Annotated in this window: 19 protein-coding genes, 1 other RNA gene and 1 riboswitch; of the genes, 5 read left to right on the top strand and 15 right to left on the bottom strand. The window is 66.5% G+C overall.

The window, feature by feature from the left end; translation table 11 throughout:
- Nucleotides 1–48: 48 nt before the first annotated feature.
- The 13 genes from C935_RS0106775 to C935_RS0106715 all read right to left on the bottom strand — a co-directional run bounded on the left by C935_RS0106775 (nucleotide 49) and on the right by C935_RS0106715 (nucleotide 17,208).
- Nucleotides 49–822 (bottom strand): ABC transporter permease, encoded by a 774-nt coding sequence (locus tag C935_RS0106775; protein WP_038040478.1) that lies wholly within the window; start codon nucleotides 820–822, stop codon nucleotides 49–51.
- Nucleotides 819–1,763, bottom strand: coding sequence for an ABC transporter ATP-binding protein (locus C935_RS0106770; RefSeq protein ID WP_026278700.1), 945 nt, complete (start codon nucleotides 1,761–1,763; stop codon nucleotides 819–821). The genes C935_RS0106775 and C935_RS0106770 overlap by 4 nt, the downstream gene beginning before the upstream one ends.
- Nucleotides 1,760–2,869 carry a cobalt-precorrin-5B (C(1))-methyltransferase gene (locus C935_RS0106765; protein ID WP_026278699.1) on the bottom strand — a complete coding sequence of 370 codons (1,110 nt, stop codon included), beginning with the start codon at nucleotides 2,867–2,869 and terminating at the stop codon, nucleotides 1,760–1,762. The genes C935_RS0106770 and C935_RS0106765 overlap by 4 nt, the downstream gene beginning before the upstream one ends.
- Before the next feature lie 22 nt (nucleotides 2,870–2,891).
- Nucleotides 2,892–3,746: a uroporphyrinogen-III C-methyltransferase gene (gene cobA / locus C935_RS0106760; protein WP_026278698.1), complete on the bottom strand. Its 855-nt coding sequence runs from the start codon at nucleotides 3,744–3,746 to the stop codon at nucleotides 2,892–2,894.
- Nucleotides 3,743–5,035, bottom strand: a complete 1,293-nt coding sequence (locus C935_RS0106755) for a cobyrinate a,c-diamide synthase (protein WP_018861759.1) — start codon at nucleotides 5,033–5,035, stop codon at nucleotides 3,743–3,745. Before C935_RS0106755 ends, cobA begins: the two co-directional genes overlap by 4 nt.
- A complete protein-coding gene (cobO, locus tag C935_RS0106750; protein WP_018861758.1) occupies nucleotides 5,032–5,646 on the bottom strand; it encodes a cob(I)yrinic acid a,c-diamide adenosyltransferase in 615 nt (204 codons plus the stop codon). Before cobO ends, C935_RS0106755 begins: the two co-directional genes overlap by 4 nt.
- A 49-nt stretch (nucleotides 5,647–5,695) precedes the next feature.
- Nucleotides 5,696–5,986, bottom strand: a complete 291-nt coding sequence (locus C935_RS0106745; RefSeq protein ID WP_018138715.1) for a DUF2149 domain-containing protein — start codon at nucleotides 5,984–5,986, stop codon at nucleotides 5,696–5,698.
- On the bottom strand, nucleotides 5,983–6,426 hold the full coding sequence (locus C935_RS0106740; RefSeq protein WP_018174775.1) for a MotA/TolQ/ExbB proton channel family protein: 444 nt from the start codon (nucleotides 6,424–6,426) through the stop codon (nucleotides 5,983–5,985). Before C935_RS0106740 ends, C935_RS0106745 begins: the two co-directional genes overlap by 4 nt.
- Before the next feature lie 137 nt (nucleotides 6,427–6,563).
- Nucleotides 6,564–11,033: a cobaltochelatase subunit CobN gene (locus C935_RS0106735; RefSeq protein ID WP_018861757.1), complete on the bottom strand. Its 4,470-nt coding sequence runs from the start codon at nucleotides 11,031–11,033 to the stop codon at nucleotides 6,564–6,566.
- Nucleotides 11,034–11,157: 124 nt separating this feature from the next.
- Nucleotides 11,158–11,712: a cob(I)yrinic acid a,c-diamide adenosyltransferase gene (locus C935_RS0106730; RefSeq protein WP_018861756.1), complete on the bottom strand. Its 555-nt coding sequence runs from the start codon at nucleotides 11,710–11,712 to the stop codon at nucleotides 11,158–11,160.
- 3 nt (nucleotides 11,713–11,715) lie between these two features.
- Nucleotides 11,716–13,533, bottom strand: a complete 1,818-nt coding sequence (locus C935_RS0106725) for a TonB-dependent receptor domain-containing protein (protein ID WP_018861755.1) — start codon at nucleotides 13,531–13,533, stop codon at nucleotides 11,716–11,718.
- A 140-nt stretch (nucleotides 13,534–13,673) separates the two neighbouring features.
- Nucleotides 13,674–13,921: riboswitch (cobalamin riboswitch) on the bottom strand.
- A 46-nt stretch (nucleotides 13,922–13,967) separates the two neighbouring features.
- Nucleotides 13,968–15,863, bottom strand: a complete 1,896-nt coding sequence (locus C935_RS0106720) for a hypothetical protein (RefSeq protein ID WP_018861754.1) — start codon at nucleotides 15,861–15,863, stop codon at nucleotides 13,968–13,970.
- Between the two features lie 106 nt (nucleotides 15,864–15,969).
- Complete coding sequence (locus C935_RS0106715; RefSeq protein ID WP_018861753.1) at nucleotides 15,970–17,208, bottom strand: cyclopropane-fatty-acyl-phospholipid synthase family protein; 1,239 nt, start codon at nucleotides 17,206–17,208, stop codon at nucleotides 15,970–15,972.
- A 204-nt stretch (nucleotides 17,209–17,412) separates the two neighbouring features.
- Here C935_RS0106715 and fnr point away from each other — a divergent pair, with 204 nt between their 5' ends.
- From fnr to C935_RS0106700, 3 genes are read left to right on the top strand one after another with little or no spacing between them, the layout of a single operon-like run.
- The gene (gene fnr, locus C935_RS0106710) at nucleotides 17,413–18,144 is read left to right on the top strand and encodes a fumarate/nitrate reduction transcriptional regulator Fnr (protein ID WP_018861752.1); all 732 of its coding nucleotides are present in this window, start codon (nucleotides 17,413–17,415) and stop codon (nucleotides 18,142–18,144) included.
- Nucleotides 18,137–18,622 (top strand): TIGR02444 family protein, encoded by a 486-nt coding sequence (locus C935_RS0106705; RefSeq protein WP_026278697.1) that lies wholly within the window; start codon nucleotides 18,137–18,139, stop codon nucleotides 18,620–18,622. Before fnr ends, C935_RS0106705 begins: the two co-directional genes overlap by 8 nt.
- Nucleotides 18,623–18,658: 36 nt before the next feature.
- A complete protein-coding gene (locus tag C935_RS0106700; protein ID WP_018861750.1) occupies nucleotides 18,659–19,228 on the top strand; it encodes a DUF2058 domain-containing protein in 570 nt (189 codons plus the stop codon).
- Between the two features lie 16 nt (nucleotides 19,229–19,244).
- Here C935_RS0106700 and C935_RS0106695 read toward each other — a convergent pair whose 3' ends face one another.
- Both C935_RS0106695 and C935_RS0106690 read right to left on the bottom strand, forming a co-directional pair.
- Complete coding sequence (locus C935_RS0106695) at nucleotides 19,245–20,834, bottom strand: DNA mismatch repair protein MutS (RefSeq protein WP_018861749.1); 1,590 nt, start codon at nucleotides 20,832–20,834, stop codon at nucleotides 19,245–19,247.
- Between the two features lie 69 nt (nucleotides 20,835–20,903).
- Nucleotides 20,904–22,070: an aldo/keto reductase gene (locus C935_RS0106690; protein ID WP_018861748.1), complete on the bottom strand. Its 1,167-nt coding sequence runs from the start codon at nucleotides 22,068–22,070 to the stop codon at nucleotides 20,904–20,906.
- Between the two features lie 225 nt (nucleotides 22,071–22,295).
- Between C935_RS0106690 and ssrS the strand changes: the two genes are divergently transcribed.
- Together ssrS and C935_RS0106685 are read left to right on the top strand one after the other, a co-directional pair.
- Nucleotides 22,296–22,481: non-coding RNA, 6S RNA (gene ssrS / locus C935_RS13000), on the top strand.
- Between the two features lie 24 nt (nucleotides 22,482–22,505).
- Nucleotides 22,506–23,141 carry a 5-formyltetrahydrofolate cyclo-ligase gene (locus tag C935_RS0106685; RefSeq protein ID WP_018861747.1) on the top strand — a complete coding sequence of 212 codons (636 nt, stop codon included), beginning with the start codon at nucleotides 22,506–22,508 and terminating at the stop codon, nucleotides 23,139–23,141.
- Nucleotides 23,142–23,163: the final 22 nt, after the last annotated feature.

The following is a 23,163-nucleotide window of genomic DNA, read 5'->3' as shown; positions in this document are numbered from 1 at the left end:
CCCGGCGCACACGCGGATGCTCGGCACCCAACGGCTTCGGACCCCTGCTCATGACCGGATCCGCACGCCGCGAGCGACCAGGGTCCAGGCCACCCCGCCGACAACCAGGGTGGTCCCCACGAGCACCCAGAAGGTTGTGGCCCAGGCGAAGGACCCGATCCCCAGCAGACCGTAGCGAAAGCCCTCGACCATGTAGTACAGCGGGTTCAGCGCTGCCAGAGACTGCCAGGGCTCGGGCATCCGTTCCACCGGATAGAACAGCCCTCCCAGATAGATCAGAGGGGTCAGCACGAACGTCGCCACCACGGAGGTGTGGTCGAAACTGCGCGCGTACAGGCCATTCAGCAGGCCGGCCAGGGCGAACAGCGTGGCACTGACCAGCGCGATCCCCAGAGTCGCCGCCAGGTGGTGCAGTTGCAGGTTGGTAAACGGGATCGCAACCAGCGCCACTAGCGCCCCGGCCAGCAGACCGCGGATCACCCCGCCGGTTGCAAAGCCCGCCACGATCAGCCAGGCGGGGAGTGGCGCAACCAGCAATTCCTCGATGTGCCGCTGCAGGCGCGCGCCATAGAACGCCAGCGTCACATTGCTGTAGGCGTTGGTGGCCACGGCCAGGATGATCAGGCCCGGCAGGATGAAATCGGCGTAGTCGACGCCACGCATGGTGCCCAGCTCGCGCCCGACCAGGTGGCCAAAGATCACCAGAAACAGAACGGTCGTCACCACCGATGGCAGCAGGTTCTGCACCCAGGCACGCAGGAAGCGGCGCACCTGCTTGATCACCATCCCGCGGTAGGCAAATCCGTAAGCCGCGAGCCTCATGTCCCGGCCCCCTGCGATGCACTGGCACGTTCCGCGATGCGCTGCAGGAACAGCGACTCGAGCCGGTTGCGCTTGTTGCGCAGGCCCGCCACCCGGACACCGTACACACCGAGACGCTCAAAAAGCGCGTTCACCTCCATGCCCTGCGGCAGGTCAATCTCCAGGGTCCAGCGATCCACCCGCCGGATCGCCAACCCTTCCAGCTCGGGGCACGCATCAAGGGGGGCGCTCAACTCGAGCACCAGGGTCTGCACGTTCAGCCCGTGCAGCAGTTCGCCGGTCTCGCCGCGCGCAACGATCTCGCCCTGATCCAGAATCGCCAGCGAATCGCACAGCGCTTCCGCCTCCTCGAGGTAGTGCGTCGTCAGGAGGATGGTCACACCATCCGCATTCAGCGCACGCAGCAGTTCCCAGGTTGTATGGCGTCCCTCGAGGTCCACCCCCGCGGTCGGCTCGTCCAGCAGCAGCACATGCGGGCGGTGCACTAGCGCCCGGGCAATCATCAGCCGGCGCTTCATTCCGCCCGACAGCCCCCAGGCGGACTGCCGCCGCCGGTCCGCCAGGCCCACCTGTTCCAGTACCTGGCCAGTACGCTCGCGCGCCCGCCGCGGGGACAATCCGTAATAGGCCGCCTGGGCTTCAACAATCTCGCCCACCGGCTCGAAGCTGTTGAAGTTGATCTCCTGCGGCACCACGCCCATGCAGGCCTTCGCCGCAACCGCCTGTGTCGCCACGTCGAAGCCGCAGACCCGGATCGACCCGCGATCGGCCCGCACCAGCGTGGTCAGCAGTCCCACCAGGGTCGTCTTGCCGGCCCCATTCGGCCCCAGCAGGCCGAAAAAGCGGCCCGCCGGGACTTCCAGGTCCACGTCCGCCAGCCCGACCCGGCCACCGGCATAGCGCTTGGCCACCGACTTCAGGGCGATTGCCGGGGCCATCATGGCGCCAGCCCCCCGGTGTCCCTGGCCAACCCGACGATGCGTCCGGCCCGATCCACCGCGCAGACCTCCAGCGCCGTGGTCTCCGGCAGCATCCCGCGCGCCCGCTTCCAGGCGCGCGCACTGATACGGTCGGCCAGCGCCACACCCTGCTCCAGGCAATCCGCAAGCGCCTGGGCGCTGGTATTCGCCGCGCGGATGCGCGCGACTAGTTCCTGGCTGCCTCCCAGATCCGCCGCCTCCTCCGCCAGCGCGTCGAGATCGATGCGCGACTTGCGGCTGTGGGCATCCAGGTGTCCGGCCGCGAATTTGCTGAGCTTGCCGAACCCCGCGGCCAGCACCACCGCAGGCAGAGGATGACGCCCCAGGTACTTCAGTGCCGCCCCGAACAGATCCCCCATCTCGATCAGCGCCATGTCGTCCAGGCCGTACTGTTCGCGCATCGCCGCCTCGCTGGTACCCCCGGTGCAGCAGGCCACACGCGGACAGCCGTTGGCGCGGGCCACGTCTATGGCCTGATGAATGGATGCGATATAGGCGGCGCAGGAGAACGGCCGGACGATGCCGGTGGTGCCCAGGATCGAGAGCCCCCCGAGGATCCCCAGGCGGGCGTTCATGGTCCGCCCGGCAATGCGTTCGCCACCGTCCACGCCGACCGTGACCCTGAAGCCCCCGCTGTACCCAGCGGCTGCAGCCAGTGTCTCCAGATGCCCCTGGATCATGCGTCGGGGGACCGGATTGATGGCGGGCTCGCCCGGCTCCAGCACCAGTCCCGGGCGCGTGACCGTCCCGACCCCGGCACCCGCCACGAACTCGACACCGGGCGCACCGCACAGATTCACCTCCACCCAGACCCGGGCCCCGTGGGTGGCATCCGGGTCGTCGCCGGCATCCTTGATGACCCCGGCAACCGCGCCGCCCGGAGTGGGTTCGAGGTCGTTCAGTGTCAGGCTCACGACCTGCCCCTTCGGCAGGATGACTTCCACCATCTCGAGCCACCGCCCCTCCAGCAGCCAGCGTGCGCCGGCAACGGCACCGGCGGTCGCACACACACCGGTGGTCAGCCCCGTGCGCAGACGCCCGCTCGTCTCGGGCGTCTCCGGGCGCATTCCGCCCGCCGAGCTGTTCTGCTCAGCCGGTTTCATGCGTTCCCGGGACGGACTCGGCACCCTGCGTGGCGATCGTCTCGCGCAGGCGCACGACCTCGCCCACGATCAGCAGCGCCGGCGACTGGATATCCAGATCCGCCACCCGCGCGGGGAGGTCGGCCAGAACGCCTTCGATGACACGCTGGCCCGGGCGCGTCCCCTGTTCGACCAGCGCCGCCGGCATCGCGCCGTCCGCACCCGCCGCCATCATCTCGCCACAGACCTCGGCCAGGGTATGCAGCCCCATGTAGACGACCAGGGTCTGCTGCGGATGCACCAGCGAGGCCCAGTCCAGATTGGTCTCGCCGGCACGCCGGTGGGCGGTCACGAACTGGCAGCGATAGGCGTGATCGCGATGGGTCAGCGGGATCCCTGCATAGGCTGCACAGCCACCGGCTGCGGTAATCCCCGGCACGATGCGCACTGGCACCCCGGCGGCGGCAATCGCGGCGGCCTCCTCGCCGCCCCGCCCGTAGACAAACGGGTCACCCCCCTTCAGGCGCACCACGTAGTGCCCCTCCCGGGCCAGCGCGACCATGCGATCGTTCAGATCGCCCTGATCACAACTGTGCCGCGAGCGCGCCTTGCCCACGTACAGACGCTGCGCCTTGGGGTTTGCCAGATCCAGGATCGCCTGCGGGATCAGGCGGTCGTGCAGCAGGATATCCGCGTGCTGCATCGCGCTGAGCGCGTCCAGTGTCAGCAGGCCTGGATCGCCCGGCCCCGCGCCCACCAGATCCACGCACCCGGCCCGCCGCTCGCCGCGAAACGGGAGGGTCACCCCAGGGCGTGCACCGGATCCGATCCTGGCCACCTTGTGCTGCCCTGTACCGCTCATGCCTGGAACAGTCGCGCCGTGGCCTGCGGGTTGGAGGGGAACCAGGCATGCAGATAGGTCGCGGTCAGGCGCCCGTCACGATAGATCGCCTCGCCCTGCGACCCCGTCCCGCGCGCACGCCAGCAATGACCATAGGGCTCGAGCCCGACCTCGGAATGGGTGTGATGGAAGGTGTGCCCGCGCAGCTCGCCCTCCGGCAGCGGAGCCGCCTGGAGCCCCAGACCCTGCAGGCGGTCTGCCAGCTGGGCCTTGCCCGGCACCAGCCCGGCCATGGCCGCGGCATGACCCTCGCGATTGGCCAGTTCATCCAGCAGGTAGAGAAAGCCCCCGCACTCCGCCAGGATGGGGCGACCCGCCGCATGATGGGCCTCAAGGTCCGACTTCAGGACAGCATTGGCGGACAGCTGATCCAGATACAACTCGGGGTAGCCACCCGGCAGCCAGACGGCATCGGCCTCTGGTAACCCGTCCCCCGCAAGCGGGGAAAAGAACCGCAGTTCGGCGCCCATCTTCTCCAGCAGGCGCAGGTTGGCCGGATACATGAAAGCAAAAGCCGCATCCCGCGCGATCGCAATGCGCACGCCGGACAGCGCCGCCTCGATCGGCGCAATTGTTTCCGGATCAAAGCGCACCGGCTCCGGGAGCCCTGTCACCCCAGCCTCTTCAATCGCGGCCGCTGCCGCCTCCAGCCGCGCATCCAGATCGGCGATCTCGCCGGCCTGCACCAGCCCCAGGTGACGATCCGGGACACTCAGCGTTTCGTTACGCTGCACGGCACCAAAGAAGCGGATCGCCTCCGGGGTGCAATCCTCCAGCATCCGCGCATGGCCCGGACTGCCCACCCGGTTGGCAATCACGCCCGCGAAGGACAGACCCGGGCGGTAGGTCGACAGGCCATGCACCAGCGCCCCGAAGGTCTGGCCCATGCCGCTGGCATCCACCATGGTCAGGATCGGCAAGCCGAAGGCCTGGGCCAGATCCGCACCGGACGGATCCCCGTCAAACAGCCCCATCGAGCCCTCCACCAGGATCAGATCGGACTCCTGGGCCGCCTCGTACAGCATCGCTCGACAGGCTTCTTCCCCGACCATCCACAGATGCAAGGCGTCGACCGGATGCCCGGAGGCCTGTTCCAGGATCATCGGGTCGAGGAAGTCGGGGCCGGTCTTGAACACGCGCACGCGCAGACCCTGGTTGCGGTGGTAACGGGCGATGGCGGCGGTGATCGTGGTCTTGCCCTGGCCCGAGGCCGGGGCCGCCACGAACGCCGCGGGGCAGCTGACACTCACAGCTCGATCCCCTTCTGCGCCTTGATGCCGGCCTGAAAGGCATGCTTGACCACGCCGATCTCGCTCACGGTGTCGGCCGCCTCGATCAGTGCCTTCGGCGCGGCGCGGCCGGTGGTAATAACATGCTGCATCGGCGGGCGGTTCGCCAGGTCTTCCAGCACCTCGGCCACATCCAGGTACTGGTACTTCAGGGCGATATGCAGCTCGTCGAGCAGCACGAGGTCGACATTCGGGTCGCGCAGCATGTCGCGGGCATGCGCCCAGGCATGGCGGGCGGCTTCGGCATCCTTCTCGCGATCCTGGGTTTCCCAGGTATAGCCCTCGCCCATCACGTGATACTGCACGTTGTCCTGACCACGGAAGAAGGCCTCCTCGCCGGTGGCGAACTGGCCCTTGATGAACTGCACGATGCCGACCTGCATCCCGTGCCCGAGGGCCCGGGCGACCATGCCGAAGCCCGAGGAGCTCTTGCCCTTTCCGTTGCCGGTAAGGATCAGGAATACGCCCTTTTCTTCCTGCGCCTCGGCAATCTTGCGGTCCACGATCTCCTTCTTGCGCGCCATACGCTGGGCATGGCGTTCGGCGCGTGCCGCTTCGGTGTCGTCGGTCATGTTGATGTACTCCTTGAGCTTATTGCGTATTCGGGGCGCGTAGTACGGCCTACTCGCCGATCAGAATCATTCGTCCAGTCTCCGGGTCACGGTAGACCTGCCCCATCGACTCGAAGCCGGAGCCGGCCTCCCCGGCACCCTCGGGCGGGTCCGGGATCTCGCGCCCGGGTTCGATCTCGGCGCCCCCGCTGGCCGGTTCAAGGCCACTCCCCGAGGCGGCCATCACCACCATCAGGCCGACGGCGAACACGAGCATGATGTCGGCCAGGTTGGCCAGTGGCCCCATCGGCTCTTCGTCAGGGGCATCGAAGCGGCTGGCGCGGTAGTGCGGGACCCTCATGCCGCCGCCTCCAGGCGCTCCATCGCGGCGTCATACCAGCGCCGCCGGAGGCGTCCGAGCAGGAAGCCGAGGATGCCGACCAGCAGCCCCAGCACCGTGGTGTTGAACGCCACCGTAACGGCCTGGGCGAGGATTTCCAGTTCGCCCCGGCCCATCGCGGCCAGCCCTGGACCCAGCGGGATCAGCGTCCCCATCAGCCCGAGCATCGGGCCGATGCGTGCCAGCAGATCCGCGCGGTCAATGCGGCGCCGTGCGCGGTAGGCCAGGCGCTCGGCGTCACCGGTGGCCTCCAGCCGGCGCACCCCGCCGGAGCGTTCGCCCAGTGCGAGCCCAAGCTCCCAGACAGCGACCGCCACCAGCACCAGCAGGCCGACGATCACCGGCTCCAGCAGCCAGCGCACTACGGTGTCCATCAGTTCCATCGTGATCGAGAACGGCATTCGCGTTTACCTCACTAACCTTTGTTCGGCGCTTCCTGCATTTCTTGCGTAGGAGGCCAGCCCCCTGGCCGATGGGCCGCCGGATAGACCCCATCGGCCAGAGGGCTGGCCTCCTACAGGAGATACCCAAGCGGCGGCTATCGCCGGCGGCCTGCGGCGATACCGCCGATCAGCAACAGGAACAGCGCGGCGGCGACCAGCCAGGGAATCCAGGGCATGCCGGCCGCCTCGTCGCCGGTCTCCTGGCCACTCTCGGCCTCGGCCGCTTCCGGCAGCTCCTGCATCTCCCGGGCGTCCGGGTCCTCCAGCGGCTGGATCTCCGTGACACGACTGGGGTCGGCCTCCGCCTGTGCGCGATCGATCTGCGCGGACGCGCGCACGGCCTCGAAGGCCTCGCGCAGTTCGGGGTCCTCCAGGCGTTCGGCCACCTCGTCCAGCATCGGGTGGTCGGGGCGTGTGTGCCCGCTGCCCGGCAGGCCGTGTTCCGCAACCAGTTCGGCGAAGCGTTCGGACAGGGCGTCCAGTACCTCCGGCTCGGCCTCCCAGAACCCGCGGCTGGCAGCCACCAGATGCACGGCCTGCAGGTGGGTCTTCACATGCACGTTGTGGCCGTCGGCGAGAAATTCGTCCACGCCCAGTCCGTGCCGGTCCTGCAGGTAGATGTCGTGCACCTCTTCCCAGACCCAGGAGCGCACGATCTCGGGGTTGGTGGCCTGCCAGCCCCACAGGTTGTCGACGAAGTCGCGGGCCATGGTGCGGGCCCCGGCATAGCCGTGATCCATCAACGGTTCGATCCACTGCGGGTTCAGGTTCTGCCCCTGCAGTTCGCGCATCAGCGCGCGCCCCAGCGTCTCCACCTGCGGGTTGTCCGGGTCGGCATGCTGCAGCACGCGGTTGTCCGGCACCTCGCCGCGCAGGCTTTCCACGGCAGTGGAGAGCCCGCCCTGGAAATCGAAGCCGTCGTCGTTGTCCAGCAGCCCGTACAGGTGCGAGGCGCGCCCCAGATAGGTGCGCCCGACCCCGGCCACGCGCGACTCGAACGCCTCGTGTGCCGCATCTCCGGATGCAGTCGTGCCGTAGGCATGCCCCATGCGGCGCAGGTAGGCCGCGCCCAGTTCGGCGCGATCCTCCCAGGCACCGGAACGGTCCGCCAGGCGGTTGACCCCGGCGCCGTACGCCCCCGGTGCGGTGCCGAACACGCGCAGCGCGGCCTGCTCCCCGGCGGAAGCACCGTCCAGCCCCGCCGCGCGCAGGGCCTCGGTGTCCTCCACCCACTGCGCGGCGACATCATTACGCGCCAACGCCTCGTCGCCGGGGTCGCGCAGATCCTCCGCCAGCGGAGCCAGGGCCGCTTCCAGGGCCTCTTCCAGTTCCGGGTGCTCCTCGAGGATGGTCTGCGAGGCGCCATCCAGCGCCAGCCGTGCGGCCCGGTCCAGCCACACGAGCTGGTCCTCGTAGAGGTCGCGAAACAGACCGGAGGTAGTAAACAGGGCATCGCGACGGCGGTCGCGTTCGGCTTCATCAAGGTCCATGCGTTCCAGACCCTGGACGATGCCGCGACTGTTCCAGGCCGGACGAATACCCAGCATGTCCATGCCGAAGGCGATCATCACCCCCTCGTCACGCACGGTGTCGGAGGCCCAGAGGATGATGGCCTCGCTGCCATCCGCTTCCGGATCACCGTGCTCGCGGGCATCCGCGGCGAGTTCCTGACCGATGCCCCAAGCGATTCGTGTTGGCACCAGGTCCGCCGACAGGGCATGGAAGTTTGTCCCAGTGGGCAGTACATCCGGCGTGCGGATCGGATCGTTGCCCTGACCCGGTGGCACGAACCGACCCTCCAGGGCGGCCAGCAGATGGGCGCGTTCACTGGCGGGCGAACCCCGCAGCCTGGCGTCCCAGTCGTCACCGGCCTCGCCGTCACCGGCCATCGACTCGAGCATGGTGTCCACGGCTTCGTCCGACCAGTCGCGACCGAACACATGCAGACCCAGCGGCATCTGGTCCTCCTGCATGTCGGTCAGGTAGTGGCCGATCTCGTGCACCAGCAGCTCTTCATCCATCTCCGCGAGCGGAGTGTCACCGTGCCCGTGGTCGTGCCCGTGGTCATCCCCATGATCATCGTCGGTGCCATGATCGTCATGTCCATGGCCATCGTCCTGGTCATGCCCGTCGGAGTGGTCATCGTGGTGCCCATCTCCGTCGTCGTCGCCGTTATGGTGATGGCCCCGCGCCAGTTCGCGTTCGATGGTCTCCGTCAGGCCCAGCTCGTCGATACGCTCGCGCAGGGTCTGGGCGGCGCGTGAGCGGGTGGCCGCATCGGGCTGGGCCGCGGCCTCGTAGGTCTCCACCAGCTGGCGCAGTTCCAGCAGGCTGTCGTAGAGCTCGGTGGCCGCCAGCGGCGGCGTCAGGTGGCTGATCATCACGCCCATCGAGCGGCGCTTGGCCTGGATGCCCTCGCCGACGCCATCGACGATGTAGGGATAGATGATCGGCAGGTCGCCACCGAGGATCTCGGGGTAGTCGTCCGGTGCCAGCCCCGCACGCCGGCGCGGGAGGAACTCGCGGGTGGAATGGCGGCCGACATAGACCAGCGCATCCGCCTCGAAATAATCCCGAATCCAGTGATAGAAACCGGCGTACTGGTGAGTCGGCGGGAAGGTCGTGTTCGCATGCAGCAAGCGCTCGCTGACCTCCCATCCGCGCGGCGGCTGCGGGCCGATGAACACGTTGCCGAACTCGATACCCGGGAAGAGCATCTCGCCGTCGCGCGTCATGGCCTCGCCCGGCGGCTCGCCCCATCCGGTCAGCCCCGGAATCCCTGTACGCACCAGGGCCTTGCGCAGCTGTTCGGTGGATTCGTGTTCGTCTTCACCGGCCAGCGTGGCCTCCCAGGCGGCCTCGTACTGGGCGAGCAGATCCAGCGCCCGTTCCTGGACATCGTGCGGGTAGCTCTCGAGCATATGCCGCAGATCGCCAACACCGCTTTCCAGCGCGGCTTCCGCCAGCTCGTGCTTGTCCGCGTCCCTGGCCGCCTCCAGGCGCGCCTGCAGGTAGCCGATCGGTCCGTCGACCAGCTCTGCCTGCACCGCGGCGGGCAAGCCGTCGAAATAGGCCTGGTACTGATCGCGATCCAGCGAGGCGACCCGGCCGGCGATCGCGTCCAGCGCATCTGCCTGTTCCGGCAGATTCACCGCCCGGTCCTGAATCAGGTCCAGCAGGGCCTCGGCATCCTCCGGCACCTTGTCCCCGAGGTCGTACCCGGCGGCCTCCAGCCGCTGCAGGATCTCCAGCAGTGATTCCGGGACGTCCAGCTTGTCGGCGCCAATGTTCTGGCGACCGGGCGGATGGTTGTAGTAGACGACCGCGACCCGCTTGTCGGCGTTGTCCAGCTGGCGCAGCCGGTCCCAGCGCTGCATCCGGTCGGCCAGGGCCTCCACCCGCTCGCCCACCGGCTCGGGCAGGGCCAGCTGCACACCGGTGCGTTCGTCCTGCGTGGGCTCGCCCGCGGTCGCCAGCACCATCGGCTGGCTGGCGCCCTGCAATTCCGGCATGGCCACGTGATAGTGGACCTTGTCCCAGGGGATGCCCTCGTGCGAGAGCCGCCACTCGGTCTCGCTCACGTCCGCCAGACGAATCCCCTTGACCACCGGGACATCCAGCTCGGCGAAGGCCTCGGCCACCGCCTCGCGATTGCCACCGCCGCCCACAACGAAGTCCTGCAGGCTGACGATCCCGCTCAGTTCGGCGGGTGCCGCCGATGCCGCGAGATTCTCGACCGCCTCGCGACTGGCCCCACCCCAGCGCGCGAGTACCGCGAAGCACTGGATATCCCGGGCCTCAAGCGCCTCGCAGGTCGCATCCATCAGCTCGCGGTCACCGGGACGGTCACCGGTATCCAGGTCCAGCACGACCACGGCCGGCCTGGCATCCAGGCCAAGATCCTCCGGGTCGGCCACCGACTGGCCATCCCGGTAATAGCGGATGGTCTCGCGCGGATCCGGTTCCGGCACCTCGATCGAGTGCCCGCCCCGAGCGGCCAGCCAGCGCATCATGCCCTCCATGTTCTCCGGTGTGCGGCCCTGATAGAACGCACGTCCGGTCAGCCAGTCGGCCTGGTTTGAGAAGCGCTCCTGCTGCCTGGCCAGGTGCTCGCGCGGATCCTCGCCCGCTTCAGGGTTCTCGGTCAGTTCGGTCCGGGCCTCCTCGTCCAGTTCCTCCAGCACCACCTGGCCATCGATGCGGGACAACGCGGTCAGGCGCCGTTCGCTGTTGATCGCGAGGATCGGCGCTGACTCGGCCGGTGGCTCTTCGCGCAGCAGACGTTCGAGACGACCGGCCTGGTCCCCGAACACCGCTGCCACGAGCACCGCGTCGGCATCGCGCCACAGCGCCTGGATTGACGAGTCCGACTTGTCCGCCAACTGCTCCGGCGTGCGCAGCACCACCTCGGCATCCGGCACGGCCTCCAGGAATCGATGCGCACCGGCGGCTACCTCGGGGGCCGAGCGCTCGGAGACGATGCCGACGATCTGGGGTCCTGCCCAGGCGGGCGCGCTCCACAGTATGACGATCAGCAAAACCAGGCTGCGTTTCCAGAAGGACATGCGATGAACCCCGAAGAAAATCCGATGGGGCGACGCGACCGGTGCAATGGTGGCGTCGCCAGTCAGTTATGCGCAGGAGGGTGCCGTGGAAACGGCACCCGAAAACCGGCAGACGCGGGCGGTCTCAGCCGCGCTTGTTGGCCGGCTGCCAGAGGACTTCCGCACCGTTCTCGTGACGCGCAAGGACACGGCAGAGCACGAACAGAAGATCCGACAGGCGATTGATGTAGGCCAGCGAGCTTGGCCGCAGCGTCTCATGGTGATTCACCGCCACCAGACGACGTTCCGCGCGCCGGCAGACCGTACGGGCGATGTGGCAGTCGGCCGTGGCCGGGCCACCGCCCGGCAGGATGAACTCTTCGAGCGGCGGCAACTCGGCGTTGAAGCTTTCCAGCTCCACATCGAGCCGCTCCACAGAGGCATCCGGCAGTGCCTGATGCCCCGGCACTGCCAGCTCCGCCCCCAGGTCGAACAGCTCGTGCTGAACCAGAGCCAGCACGCGCCGAACCTCTTCCGGGAGATCGTGGACCAGCACCCGGCCCACGACACTGTTCAGCTCGTCCACGTCGCCAAACGCCTCGACGCGGTGGCTGTCCTTGTCCACCCGCGAGCCATCGCCCAGGCCGGTCCGGCCTTCGTCACCCGTACGGGTCGCAATCTTCGACAGTCGATTACCCATGCATCACCTCTGCTGGTAGCGCAGCTTCACGAACGCCGCCCGCCCCGGCTGGTTATAACCGCGAGCCGTCTCGTAGTCCTTGTCGAACACGTTATTGACCGTCGCCTGAATCTGCCATTCCGGCGCAATCTGATAGCTCGCACGCAGGTTCAACAGTCCGTACCCGGCAAGCCGTTCCTCATTGTCGCGATCATTGTAGGCACGGCTCTTGGCGATGACCGAGCTCCCCATGGAGAAACGCTGGAACTGGCGATCCAGATCCACGCGCGCCGTGACGGGCGAGCGGCGACGCAGTTCGTTTCCAGTCTCCCGGTCTTCGGCATCCAGGAAGGTCAGGGAGGCGCGAGAGACCCATTGGGCTCCGTCGTAACCCCCTTCCAGTTCGACGCCGCGAATCCGGGCCTCGTCCACGTTTTCTGCCCGAAATGCGATGGGATCGAAGGTGATCATCTGGTCGAGATCGGTCTGGAAGATGGCGGCATCGGCATAGTACGGCCCGCTGGTGTAGCGGGCGCCGAACTCAAACGTGCGGGAGGTCTCCGGATCAAGATCGGGGTTTCCGAACCCCGGGAAGTAGAGATCATTGAACGTAGGTGCCTTGAACGCCGTGCCGTAGGAAGCCCGCAACCGAACCGTTTCCGAGGCCTGCATGCCCCATGCGACCTGACCGGTCGTCTTGTCCCCGAACTGCTCGTTGTCGTCGTAGCGCAGGCTGCCTTCGAGATCGTGGCGCCCAAGATCCACCTGCACCACGGAGTACGCTCCAACGTTGTAACGCGAACCTTCATCGTAATCGGTGTCGCTCTCGACGCGGTCCTCGTGCGCATCAATACCAGTCACGAGGTAAACGCGATCCCCGAAATCGATATCGTTGCGCCAGTCGATCATGTCGCGACGTGTATCGAACTGGGAAAAGAATTCGCCGTCGAGAAAATTCTCCGACTCGTCACGGCTGTGGCCAACCGACAGTTCCGTCTGCCACTGCCGCGTAACCGGAATACGGAAGCCAGCCCGCAAGGCCGCATGCACAAAGTCCGAGGAGTCCGGCGAGAACTGGGAATCGGTATCGAACTCGGTTGAACCTTCCGAATACAACATATTCCCGAAGACCTCCGCACCGTTGTCCAGACGGTGGGTCACCTTGGTCGCGAGCGAGGTGTTGTCGTAGCCGTCACGGTCGTCATCGCCAACGTCATCCTGGACGTTGATGCCGTCGGTCTCGAAGTGGCTGAGCGAGAAGCTGTAGTTGGTGTTCTCGGTTCTGCCGGCGACACCCACACCCGTTTCCCAGGTGTTGAAGCTGCCGCCCCCGACAAACGCGTTCACCCTTGGCGGTCCCTTCTTGCCCTCGCGGGTAAAGACCTGCACCACGCCGCCAATGGCATCGGAGCCGTAGATGCTGGTACGCGGCCCGCGGACGATCTCCACGCGCTCGATCTCCTCCGGCGGCAGGAACTGCCAGCTTGCCCCGCCGCTGGTGGCCGACCCCATGCGCACCCCGTCGATCAGGAGCAGGGTGTGGTCGGAACTGGTGCCACGCGTGTGGACCGAGGTGGTCTTGCCGAAGGCACTGTTCTGGGAGGTCTCGATCCCGGCGCGGCCTTCCAGCAGGTCGGTGAACTGCTGCGGCTGCAGGCGCTCGATCTCTTCGCGGTCGATGACGGTGACCGAGGACAGGGCCTCGTCGACCGTCTGCGCGATACGCGCGGCCGTGACCTGAACCACATCGAGGGTGTGCGCTTCGGAATCGGAGTCCGGTGTCTCGGCCAGAAGCGGAGTCGTGGCCAGCAGGATGGCCGTGGAAAGTGCTGTGCGTTTCATGTCGTCCGTGTCTCCCGGCGAGCCGCCCGCACGCCGTAAATTCGTCGGGACCACGCAGACAGGGGGAGACAAACACGGGGGAGACCGGCAACAACCGACTAGCGGCCGGGCCGACCATCCGCCTCGCATGCCCGCCGCATGCCGCGCGATCATTCCCTGGCCGGTCTCCGGGCTGACGAACGTTCCGGTGCGGCGCCTTCCCGAACGATTCCGTTCAGTGGCGTATGCCGCGACCATCAGAGGCCATCAGGGCCTCTCGCTCGATCACCGTTGCGGGGGCAGCGTCGGATTCGTCCCGAGTCACCCACAGCCGTGGGCGGACTCACCGATCTTCCCGTTTAACCTCCGGCGAGACACGCCGGCGGGCACCAGAAAACGCACGAAAGCCTACACAATTGGTCAAGAAATTGCCAGGCCCGCAACGTGGCCCCGCGTCAGGAGTGCTGCGCATCCGCCTGCAGATAACGCGCTCCACGCTTGAGCAGCCGACCCCAGGCCTTGTCCTGCAACATGGCATCGAACTCTGGTGAGCGCTCGGCACGCAATGCCACCGGCGGCGTCTGTGCGCCCTCCTCCACCGGGTGCGCCGCCAGCATCTCCAGGCGCTCCGGATTGGCGCCATATTTTTGAACCAGAAATTCGCGCATGGAGTCGGACAACGGCAGGTAGTAGATGCGTGTCAAGCGCAGTGCCAGCCACTCCGCCGTGCGCCCCAGGTCCTGGCGCACCAGGCGTACCATCGCCGAACCCAAACCTGCCTTGGCATCCGCACTCATGCCGACATAAAGCCCACCCAGATAGGCCGCCGGATTCGCATAGATCGCTCGCTGAATACTGGGATTGGTCAGATCCACCAACGGCTCCAGAATCAATGCCAGCTGGATACCGATCCGCTTGGCAGCTTCCTCCTCCAGGGGGTGCCCCGCAAGCTTGAACAGGTCGCCCTCGCGCTGGATGCCGAGTTCCGACAGGTACTCGCAGAAACGATCGGCAAGGCGCAGCTTCTGGTCGTCCGTAAGTTCAATCACTTCTTCGCTGACCCGGATGCCCCGTGCGCTGCGCTTGAACCAGCTCTTCTGACCCTTCTTCTCGACCTCCTTGCGCCGTAATGCCTCCCAGCGTTCAACTGCGGTGGCGTAACGGCTCTGGGCCTGAATGAGTTGGTCACGTGCCGCACGCAGGCCCTCGACGTAACGCAGTGCACGCCCCAGCAGTCGGCCTTCCGGCGAATGCACAGGCGGACGAGACTGCTCCAGCTGCAGCAGGGTCCGCAGTACTTCACGCCCCATCTCGAGGGTTGGCTCGCGCAGCACCTGCGGGTCCAGTGTGCTCACCGGATGTTGCGCCAGCAAGGTTGCCAGCGACCGTAGCCGGCTAACCACTGCAGCCTGCGCAACACGGAAGCGATTGCCCTGGTGCTCAAGCCGGTCCAGTGCATTACCGAGCCGCCAACCTCCCGACCACTCGAAACTCAGCCGGCGGATCTGCCGCCCATTGACCAGCTCAAAGGCGAGCACGAACACGGCCTGTGCATCTTCCAGCGTACAGCGGGTCAGGTCGTCCGAATCCGCCGCCGAGAACAGGCGATCCAGAAACTGTTCGATTCGTCGCACGCCATCCTCGCGGGTTGGCGCAAGACCCTGCAGGCGGTCACGTAACGGATCCGCCAGTTCGGGGGCATCATGGTGCAGTTTTTCCAGCGCGGCCAGCCGTGCATCCACGGTTGCATCGACCAGATCGGCCACGCGCGAGCGCAGCCCCAGCCGACGGTAGATCTCGATCTGCTCCGCGGCTGATGCAAGGCTGGTATCACCGGTCATCTCGCGCACCGCGACCGCGACCCCTTCCGGCGAGATGTCCACCTCGTGCAGCAACACCTCGGCCGCCTTGCGTCGTCGCATGTCCGGGGCCATCTCGGCCATCGCGAGATCACGCGTAACGAAAAGCAAATCCGGTAACAGGTCGATCGTGTTGCGCAACTGCTCGCGCGAACGCTCCTGACGCTTGCCACGCGTGGCATCGGCAATGAAACGCGCCAGCAGACCAATCACCCCGAACAACAGGGTGTAGACGGCAAAGAAGATAAAATTCTGAGCGGGAGCGGCGTGGCCGAAGCCCAGGAAGTAACCCCCCTGCATGGCGAGGAAGGTCACCGGACCTGCGGCCCACAACAGCTGCAGCATGTTCAGCGACCAGGGCACCTTGCGCGCACTGGCCGCGACCTCGGTGATCCGGCTGCGCCCGGCCGCCTCGATCAGCACATGCTCCTGACTCGGGCTCGCCGCCTCCGGGGCCTCCTGCTGCTGCCGCTTGCGAAACCTGCCAAACACCCGTCGTCCCTGCCCTTCAGCGTTTTGGTGAAGTGTAGGGAAAACAGCAGGGTTGCGGGCGGCCGCTTAGCGGAAAATGCTCGGTCGAATGCTGAATACGCTGGAGCTACGCCGCGCTACGACTCTGGGAAGCCGCCTCACCGGGCGGCGTAGAGACCACCGCAGGCGCCGTATCGGAATACAGATAGTCACGGGTCAATGGCACGGCATCCTGTCGCTTGGCCATCTGGATATGGAAGACCACCTGGCGCCACCAGCGGAACGTCGCCTCGCAGCTGGCCAGATAAAACTCCCACATGCGGCAGAAGCGTTCGTCAAAGTGATCCACGGCCTCGGCGCGGACCTTCTGGAAACGGCGGTACCATTCCGCGAGCGTCTCGGCATAGTGCAACCGCCAGAACTCGATATCGGTGGTATGCAGCGGGGTCGGCTCCAGCGCCTCCATCACCTCGGACAGGGCCGGGGTGTAACCACCGGGGAAGATGTACCTGCTCAGCCAGGGGTTGGTCGTACCCGGTGGCCCCTGGCGACCGATCGTGTGCAAGACAGCCACGCCGTCCTCCTTCAGCAGGTCGTTCACCCGCTGGAAGAAGGTGCCGTAGTTGGGCACACCGACATGCTCGAACATGCCGACACTGACGACCCGGTCGTACTGGTCGTTGTGTTCGCGGTAGTCCTGATAGAAGAAGCGAACGCGATCATCGAGGCCCCGGCGTTTCGCCTCCGCCTGAGCCACTCGCAGTTGCTCTCTTGAGAGGGTGATCCCGTCCACCTGGACATCGGCATTCTCGGCCAGATGGAAGGCCAGACCACCCCAGCCACAGCCGATATCCAGTACCCGCTGGCCGGGTTCCAGCACCAACTTCTTGCGCAGCATCGCGCACTTGGCCTGCTGGGCTTCCTCCAGGGTCATGTCCGGACGTTCGAAATAGGCACAACTGTAGAACATGCCGTCGTCGAGAAACCGGCGGAACAGCCATTCATCGACGTCGTAATGATGGGAGATATTCTGGTAGCTGCGCGCGATGCGGTTTCCCTGCTCGAGAATCGCGCGGAACATACACACCAGTGGGTGCACACGGCGCTGAAACATGGGCGCGAAGTTGCGCATGGTCACGTCCAGAAACACCCGGATGCCTTCGGGGCCAGGCGACCAGAGCCCATCCATGTAGGTCTCGCCAAGCTGGAATCCGGGATCGCGCGCGATGCGCTTGAGCGCGGCCCGATCATGGAGTTGCAGCGTTATCTCGGGCGCACCTTGCCCGAAATGGCGCTCGCTCCCATCCGGCTCGCGCAGGATCAGCGTGCCGTGGCGCATGTATTCGTTCAGCATCCGTTCGATCATTGCATCCCTTCCCTTGCGAATCGTCTGCTATATTAAACAGAGTCTAGATATCGCAGCCGCTCCGCCGCAAGCCTCTGAAATGGCTGATCCCAGGCATTCCGAAAGGTTCCTCACTCACCATAACGGAATTCATAATGCGGGCCACCTTCTGCCAGCAAGCGCGAGCGCTTCCCTCGCCGCAGCCAAAACCGCTAACCTGAGCCCATGACACTGCGCCCGACCCAAGCCTGCGAACACTGTACTCTGCGTCAGCTCTGCCTGCCGGTGGGGCTGCCACAGCACGAACTCTGGCAACTCGACGAGATTGTTCAACAGCGCCGTCCGATCGAGAAAGGGACGGCTCTGTTCAATATGGGTTCGCGCTTCGATACCCTGTTCGCCGTCCGTACCGGCGCACTGAAAACCGTGCTTAACACCGACGACGGCACCGAACAGATCACCGGCTTCGCGCTCGCTGGCGATCTGCTGGGCCTGGACGCGATCCATTCCGGCCAGCATCCGGTCAGTGCCGTCGCCTTGGAATCCACCAGTGTGTGCGCGGTCCCGTACACCCATGTGGACGATCTCGCCGACCGGCTACCTACCTTCCGACAGCACATGATGAACGTGATGAGCCAGGGACTGGCCCAGGACGAAAGCCTGCACGCCCTGCTCGGACAGCGCACAGCGGAACAACGCCTGGCTACCTTTCTGGTAACCCTTTCAGAGCGTCATCGTGCGCGAGGTTTGTCAACCGAACGCTTCTATCTGCCGATGTCGCGTGCCGACATCGCCAACCACCTGGGGCTAACCCAAGAAACCATCAGCCGCCTGTTTACCCAACTGCGCAAACAGGGCGTGATCAGCCTGCACACCCGGGATCTTGAGATCCTCGAGCCGCAGAGCCTCCGCAACGCCGCTGGCGTAACCATCACACCCGCCGCCAGCAGTGCCTGAGGCTGCCAGGCCACACGACTTCGACAGCTTCTGGGATTTCTCCCTGCGAATCTGGGCCTCCGCACCAGCCCGGGAACGTCTGTTGCGCTGGCAGGAGAGCTATGACGTCGATGTCATCCTCGCCCTGTTCGCCCTGTGGTACCCGGGCGGCATACGCACAGGGGACTGGGAAAAGCTGGTGAAGGCTGCGGCGAACTGGCAAGAACAAACCACCTCGCGCGTGCGCGCGCTGCGCCGCCGCCTCAAACCCGAAGGCCCCCGCCAGCCGAACCGGGCGGCGCTGTACGCCGCCACAAAGGAGCTGGAGGTCGCATGCGAACGAACGGCTGCGTTGCGCCTGTTTCAGTCCGCCCAGAATCTCGGTGATCCGGCCACGACCCCCAACCTCACGCGGCGTCTGCGGCTCCTGTTCCCGGGCCTGACCGTGACCGAGATCCGGCACGGGATACCCCAACTCACACAGGTCGGCTGCACATAGGCTATCCTCCCGGCACATTTTCTACAGGCAAGCGGCATGTCGGACGATCTGCGCAACCAGCTCCTGAAGGCCGGGCTGGTGGACGAAAAACAGGTGCGCAAGGCCAAGAGCCAGAAGCACAAGGCCCAGAAGACACAACCGAAAAAGAAAAAGGGCAAGCCCGCCGACGCCGAAGCCAGCGCCGCTGCGGCTCGCCAGGCCGAGCAGGCCCAGCGCTCGCGGGAGAAGAACCAGGAACGGCAGGAAAAGGCCGAACGCCGTGCGCGCCGTGCTCAGATTCGCGAGCTGGTCAACCAGCACCTGGCCCCGATCCCCACCGGCGACGCCGCGATCGACTACCACTTCCAGTTCGACGGACAGATCCGCCACCTGCCGGTGACCGAGGACACACGCAAGCGGCTGGTCGACGGGCGCGCGGCGCTGGCCGGCCTGGAGCTGCACCCGAGCAAGGGTTTCCGCGTAATTCCCCGCGAGATCGCGGACAGGATCCGCGAGCGGGATGCCGAATGGCCGCTGGTCATCCCGGCCGAGGAAAGCGGCGGTTCCGAGCCCGATCCCGACGACCCGTACAAGGACTACGTCGTCCCCGACGACCTGATGTGGTAGCCCTCCCCTGAGGGAATCAGCCCCTGTCGGGATCGCCCCCGGCCTGGGCGGTGGGGAGTTCGGCGAAATGCTCGCGTGCGCGCGCCACCAGCTGGGCCGGCAGCCCGTTCTTCTCGGCGATCGTGAGACCAAAGGACACGCCCGGCTCGCCAATCAGCAGCCGGTAGGTCGGGGACAACGTCTCGGCATCGAACTGCATTGACGCGTTCACAATGCCCGCGTGCTGGGCGGCATAGTCCTTCAGCGGCGCCAGGTGGGTATTCACGATCCCGCGCGTGCCACGCGCACGCAATTCGTCCAGCATCGCCATCGCCAGTGCCGCTCCCTCGTCCGGGTCGGTGCCCGTACCCAGCTCGTCCAGCAGGATCAGACTCTCCGGCCCGGCGTGGTCAAGGATGCGCTTCAGGACCTCCACATGCCCGGCAAACGTCGACAGGTGGTGGAACAGGCTCTGGTTGTCGCCGACATCGACCATCACCTGGTCGAAGCGCCCGATGCGACAGTCCTGTTCGGCCGGGATATGCAGTCCGCACCAGGCCATGGTGACCAGCAGCCCGAGCGTTTTCAGCGCGACCGTCTTGCCGCCGGTATTCGGCCCGGTGATCAGCAACAGCGGCTGCTCGCCATCCAGCCGGATCGACAGCGGCACGGGCTGCGGCCCGTTGCCCTCGGCGAACTGCAACAGCAGCAGCGGGTGGTAGGCCTCGATCAACTCCACACCGGCCTCCGCCTCCAGCCGCGGGGCATGGGCATTCATCTGCGCGGATAGCTGCGCGGCGGCGGATGCCAGGTCGATCCAGGTCAGCGCGGTCAGCATCAGTTCCAGCGGCTCGCCATACTGGCGCACCACGTCGGTCAGCTCGCGCAGCAGGCGCTGCTGCTCGGTATTGATCTGGCCGTTGACCGTATCCAGCTGATTGTTCAACGGCACCGCCTCGATCGGCTCGACGATCTGGTCGCGCCCGCCCATCGCGGTGCCGCGACGCACGCCCTTGACCGCATTGGCCGCCTCGCCGTGCAGGACCATTACCGCGCGCTCCTGGTGCCACTGCACCTTCAGCGCGTCCTCGCCCTTTTGCGCGACATCGGAGGCCGCCAGGCGCTTTTTCACCACCGCCTCGACCTCGTCGCGCAGGCGTCCGCGCTGCTCGAAGGCCTCGACCAGCGCGGGGCTCGCGTCCTCGCGCAGCGACCCGCCGGGGTTCAGGCACGCTGACAGGCGCTCTTCCAGCCCCTCGGGCGGATACAGCTTGTTCAGGTCCGCCGGATAGATCTCGGGGGTGTCCGCCAGTTGATCCGCCAGCTCGCGGGCCTGACGCATGATCGTCTGGAGGTTGTGCAGCGCCTGCACCGGCAGCGCGGACCCGGGGTTGGACGCCTGGCGCAGCGCCGCGCGCACGTCCGGCAGTTGCCCGAGACGCGGCAGGGTGCCGGCATCCAGACGCTGGCGCGCGACCGTCACCGCGGTCTGCAGCGCGCGCGCCGCATCCAGATTCGGTGCCGGTTCCAGCCCCCGCGCGGCATCCGCGCCGTAGGGCGTCGCGGTCAGGCGCTCCAGCAGACGCTGGATCGCGGGGAATTCGAGGGCCTTCAGATCAACCTGCATGACATACCCTTGTGCATGAATTCTCTATCGCAGCCGAGGTCCGGGGCCGGATGAGGCCGGCGCCCCGGTTTACTCCTCGGCTTTCTTGAACATCCCGAGGTAGGCCTTCTTCTCCAGCAGCGGTTCGCGCATCACCGCCAGCATGTCGTCCAGGTGCTCCGGCGTGCTCATGCCGACCAGGGATGTTCCCAGCCCCGGCGTGGAGCGGTTGAACTGCATTGCGCGCTGCGCCGGATTGGGCAGGTTCGCCAACTGCTGCTCGACCACTTCCACCGACTGCTGAGCGAGGTGTCCCTTCAGCATGGAATGGGAGGCGAACATGTACACCTCCAGCTGGTGCGCGGCCTGCAGCGGGCTGGCCACATTGCCCTGCCCGGTCGCGGTATTGAAGCGGGTAAAGCCTTCCAGCATCACCTGGTTGAACGGGAGCATCCCAATCTTGAAGTGGTGCCGGGCGTGGTCGTCGCCGGTCACGGTCTGGGCCGCCCGTTCGGCCAGACCCTGCATGGAGGTCAGCGACTGGAACACGGCGGCATCGGTCTCCTCGCGGAAACCCTCGAAGGTGGAGATCCCGTAGGCGCGGATCTTCTTCTCCCGCGCAGCGCGCTCCAGCACCTCGAAGACCGGTTCCAGCTTGCGGTTGGTCGCCTCCTTGCCGATCTCGTGGATGTGGACCTCGGGCTGGTCGACGATGAAGGCATCCAGCGTCTCCACCCCCATCAGCGAGCGCGACAACTCCAGCTGGTAGTGGATGTATTCCGGCGTCAGCAGGTGCGCGCCCTTGGCCAGATCGTCCCGCGTGCCCATGCCCTGGGACTCGATCTCGCGCTGGAACCAGGCATCCATGTCCTCCGGCGGACCACCGCGCAGCGTCAGGAACCCACCCTTGGAGATCAGGAACATCGCCTCGCGCGGGACCCCGGCCTCCAGGGCCGTGCGCACCCCTGCCCCAACGGCTGCCAGCGAACGGCCGTAGCGGTAGTGAGCACCGGTGTCCACGACATTGATGCCTTCGGTCAGCCCGCGGGCGACGATGGCGGAGATCGCGGCATCCACCTCGGCTGTGGCGGCGCCGCCAAAGGTGCCAATGCCCAGGCTGGACAGGCGCATCTTGGCGCGCGAGAACTCGCTGTAGTGGCCCTCGGCGGCCTTGCCCTCGGCCATGTGGTGCTCCGCATACCGGCGCGTCGCCTTGGCGTTGGCGTATCCCGGGATCAGTTTCTGCGGCGATTCCATAGAGCTCCTCTGCACTGTCCGGAGAGGGCCGGTACTCGTCGCATACCGCCCGCTCGCATCCATCCGGAAAACGCGAATCCTACGTCACCCGGGCCTGATTGCTAAAACCCATCCAAACCGGCGAGTCTCCCAAGCGGCCGGATTCCGCTCTGGGTGGATCGTGCAACCCTGATGTGATCATGGTTGCGCACACCCCCGGGGGATTGGTTCATAATGGTGGCGGACGCGTCGCTGCGGCGTGCGAAAGTGGCCTGGTGGTACCCTTGAGCCTTAATTCTTCACCACGGGACCGAGCACTTCCGTTTCGTTGCGCATGTCCGTCATCGAGCGGAAAGCCTTAAGATTCGGAGGCTTCTCCCACCTGAACCGTTGGTTCAAGGTCGATGGTCACTCCGGCGCCCGCGGGGCGCGTCCACCTCATTTTTTGCGGATCGTATGTCCAGGGACGAGACCTCCTTCACGCCTGACGAACTGCGCCAGCTTCGGCTGCGCCTGCGCCGCGAGCGCGCCGCGCTGTCGGACGAGCGGCTCGAGATCCATTCCGCCCTGATCTGCGATCACCTGCTGCGCTGGTTCCAGCGCTGGCAGCCGCACTGCATCGGCGCCTATCGCGGCCTGCGCGGCGAGGTGGACCTGACCCCGCTGACCGTGGCCCTGGCCCGACGCGGCACCCGCATTGCCCTGCCGGTAATGGATGCCAAGCGCCCCGGACGCATGCACTTTCACGCCTGGGGGCCGGACGCGCCGCTGTGCCACAACGGCTTCGGCATCGCCGAGCCCTGCCCCGATGCCCCGCGCATCTGGCGCCGCGAGATGCAGGTGGTACTGTTGCCGCTGGTCGCGTTCGACCACGCCGGCAACCGCATGGGGATGGGCGCGGGCTACTACGACCGCTACTTCGCCCGCCGCCGCTTCGGCATCCGCCGACCCAAGCTGATCGGCGTGGCCCATGCCCTGCAGGGGGTCGAGGCCCTCCCCAGCCAGCCATGGGACGTCCCGCTCGACGGTGTGGTCACCGAGGCCGGCTGGCATGCGCTCCCCCGCCGCGCGCGGCACAATACGCACACCTGACCCACACGCCCGATCCGGCACG

Source organism: Thioalkalivibrio sp. ALJ3 (genome assembly GCF_000377205.1).
In the GTDB taxonomy this organism is placed as follows: domain Bacteria; phylum Pseudomonadota; class Gammaproteobacteria; order Ectothiorhodospirales; family Ectothiorhodospiraceae; genus Thioalkalivibrio.
The sequence above is the reverse complement of the archived record's forward strand: the minus strand, read 5'-3'. Positions and strand labels throughout refer to the sequence as shown.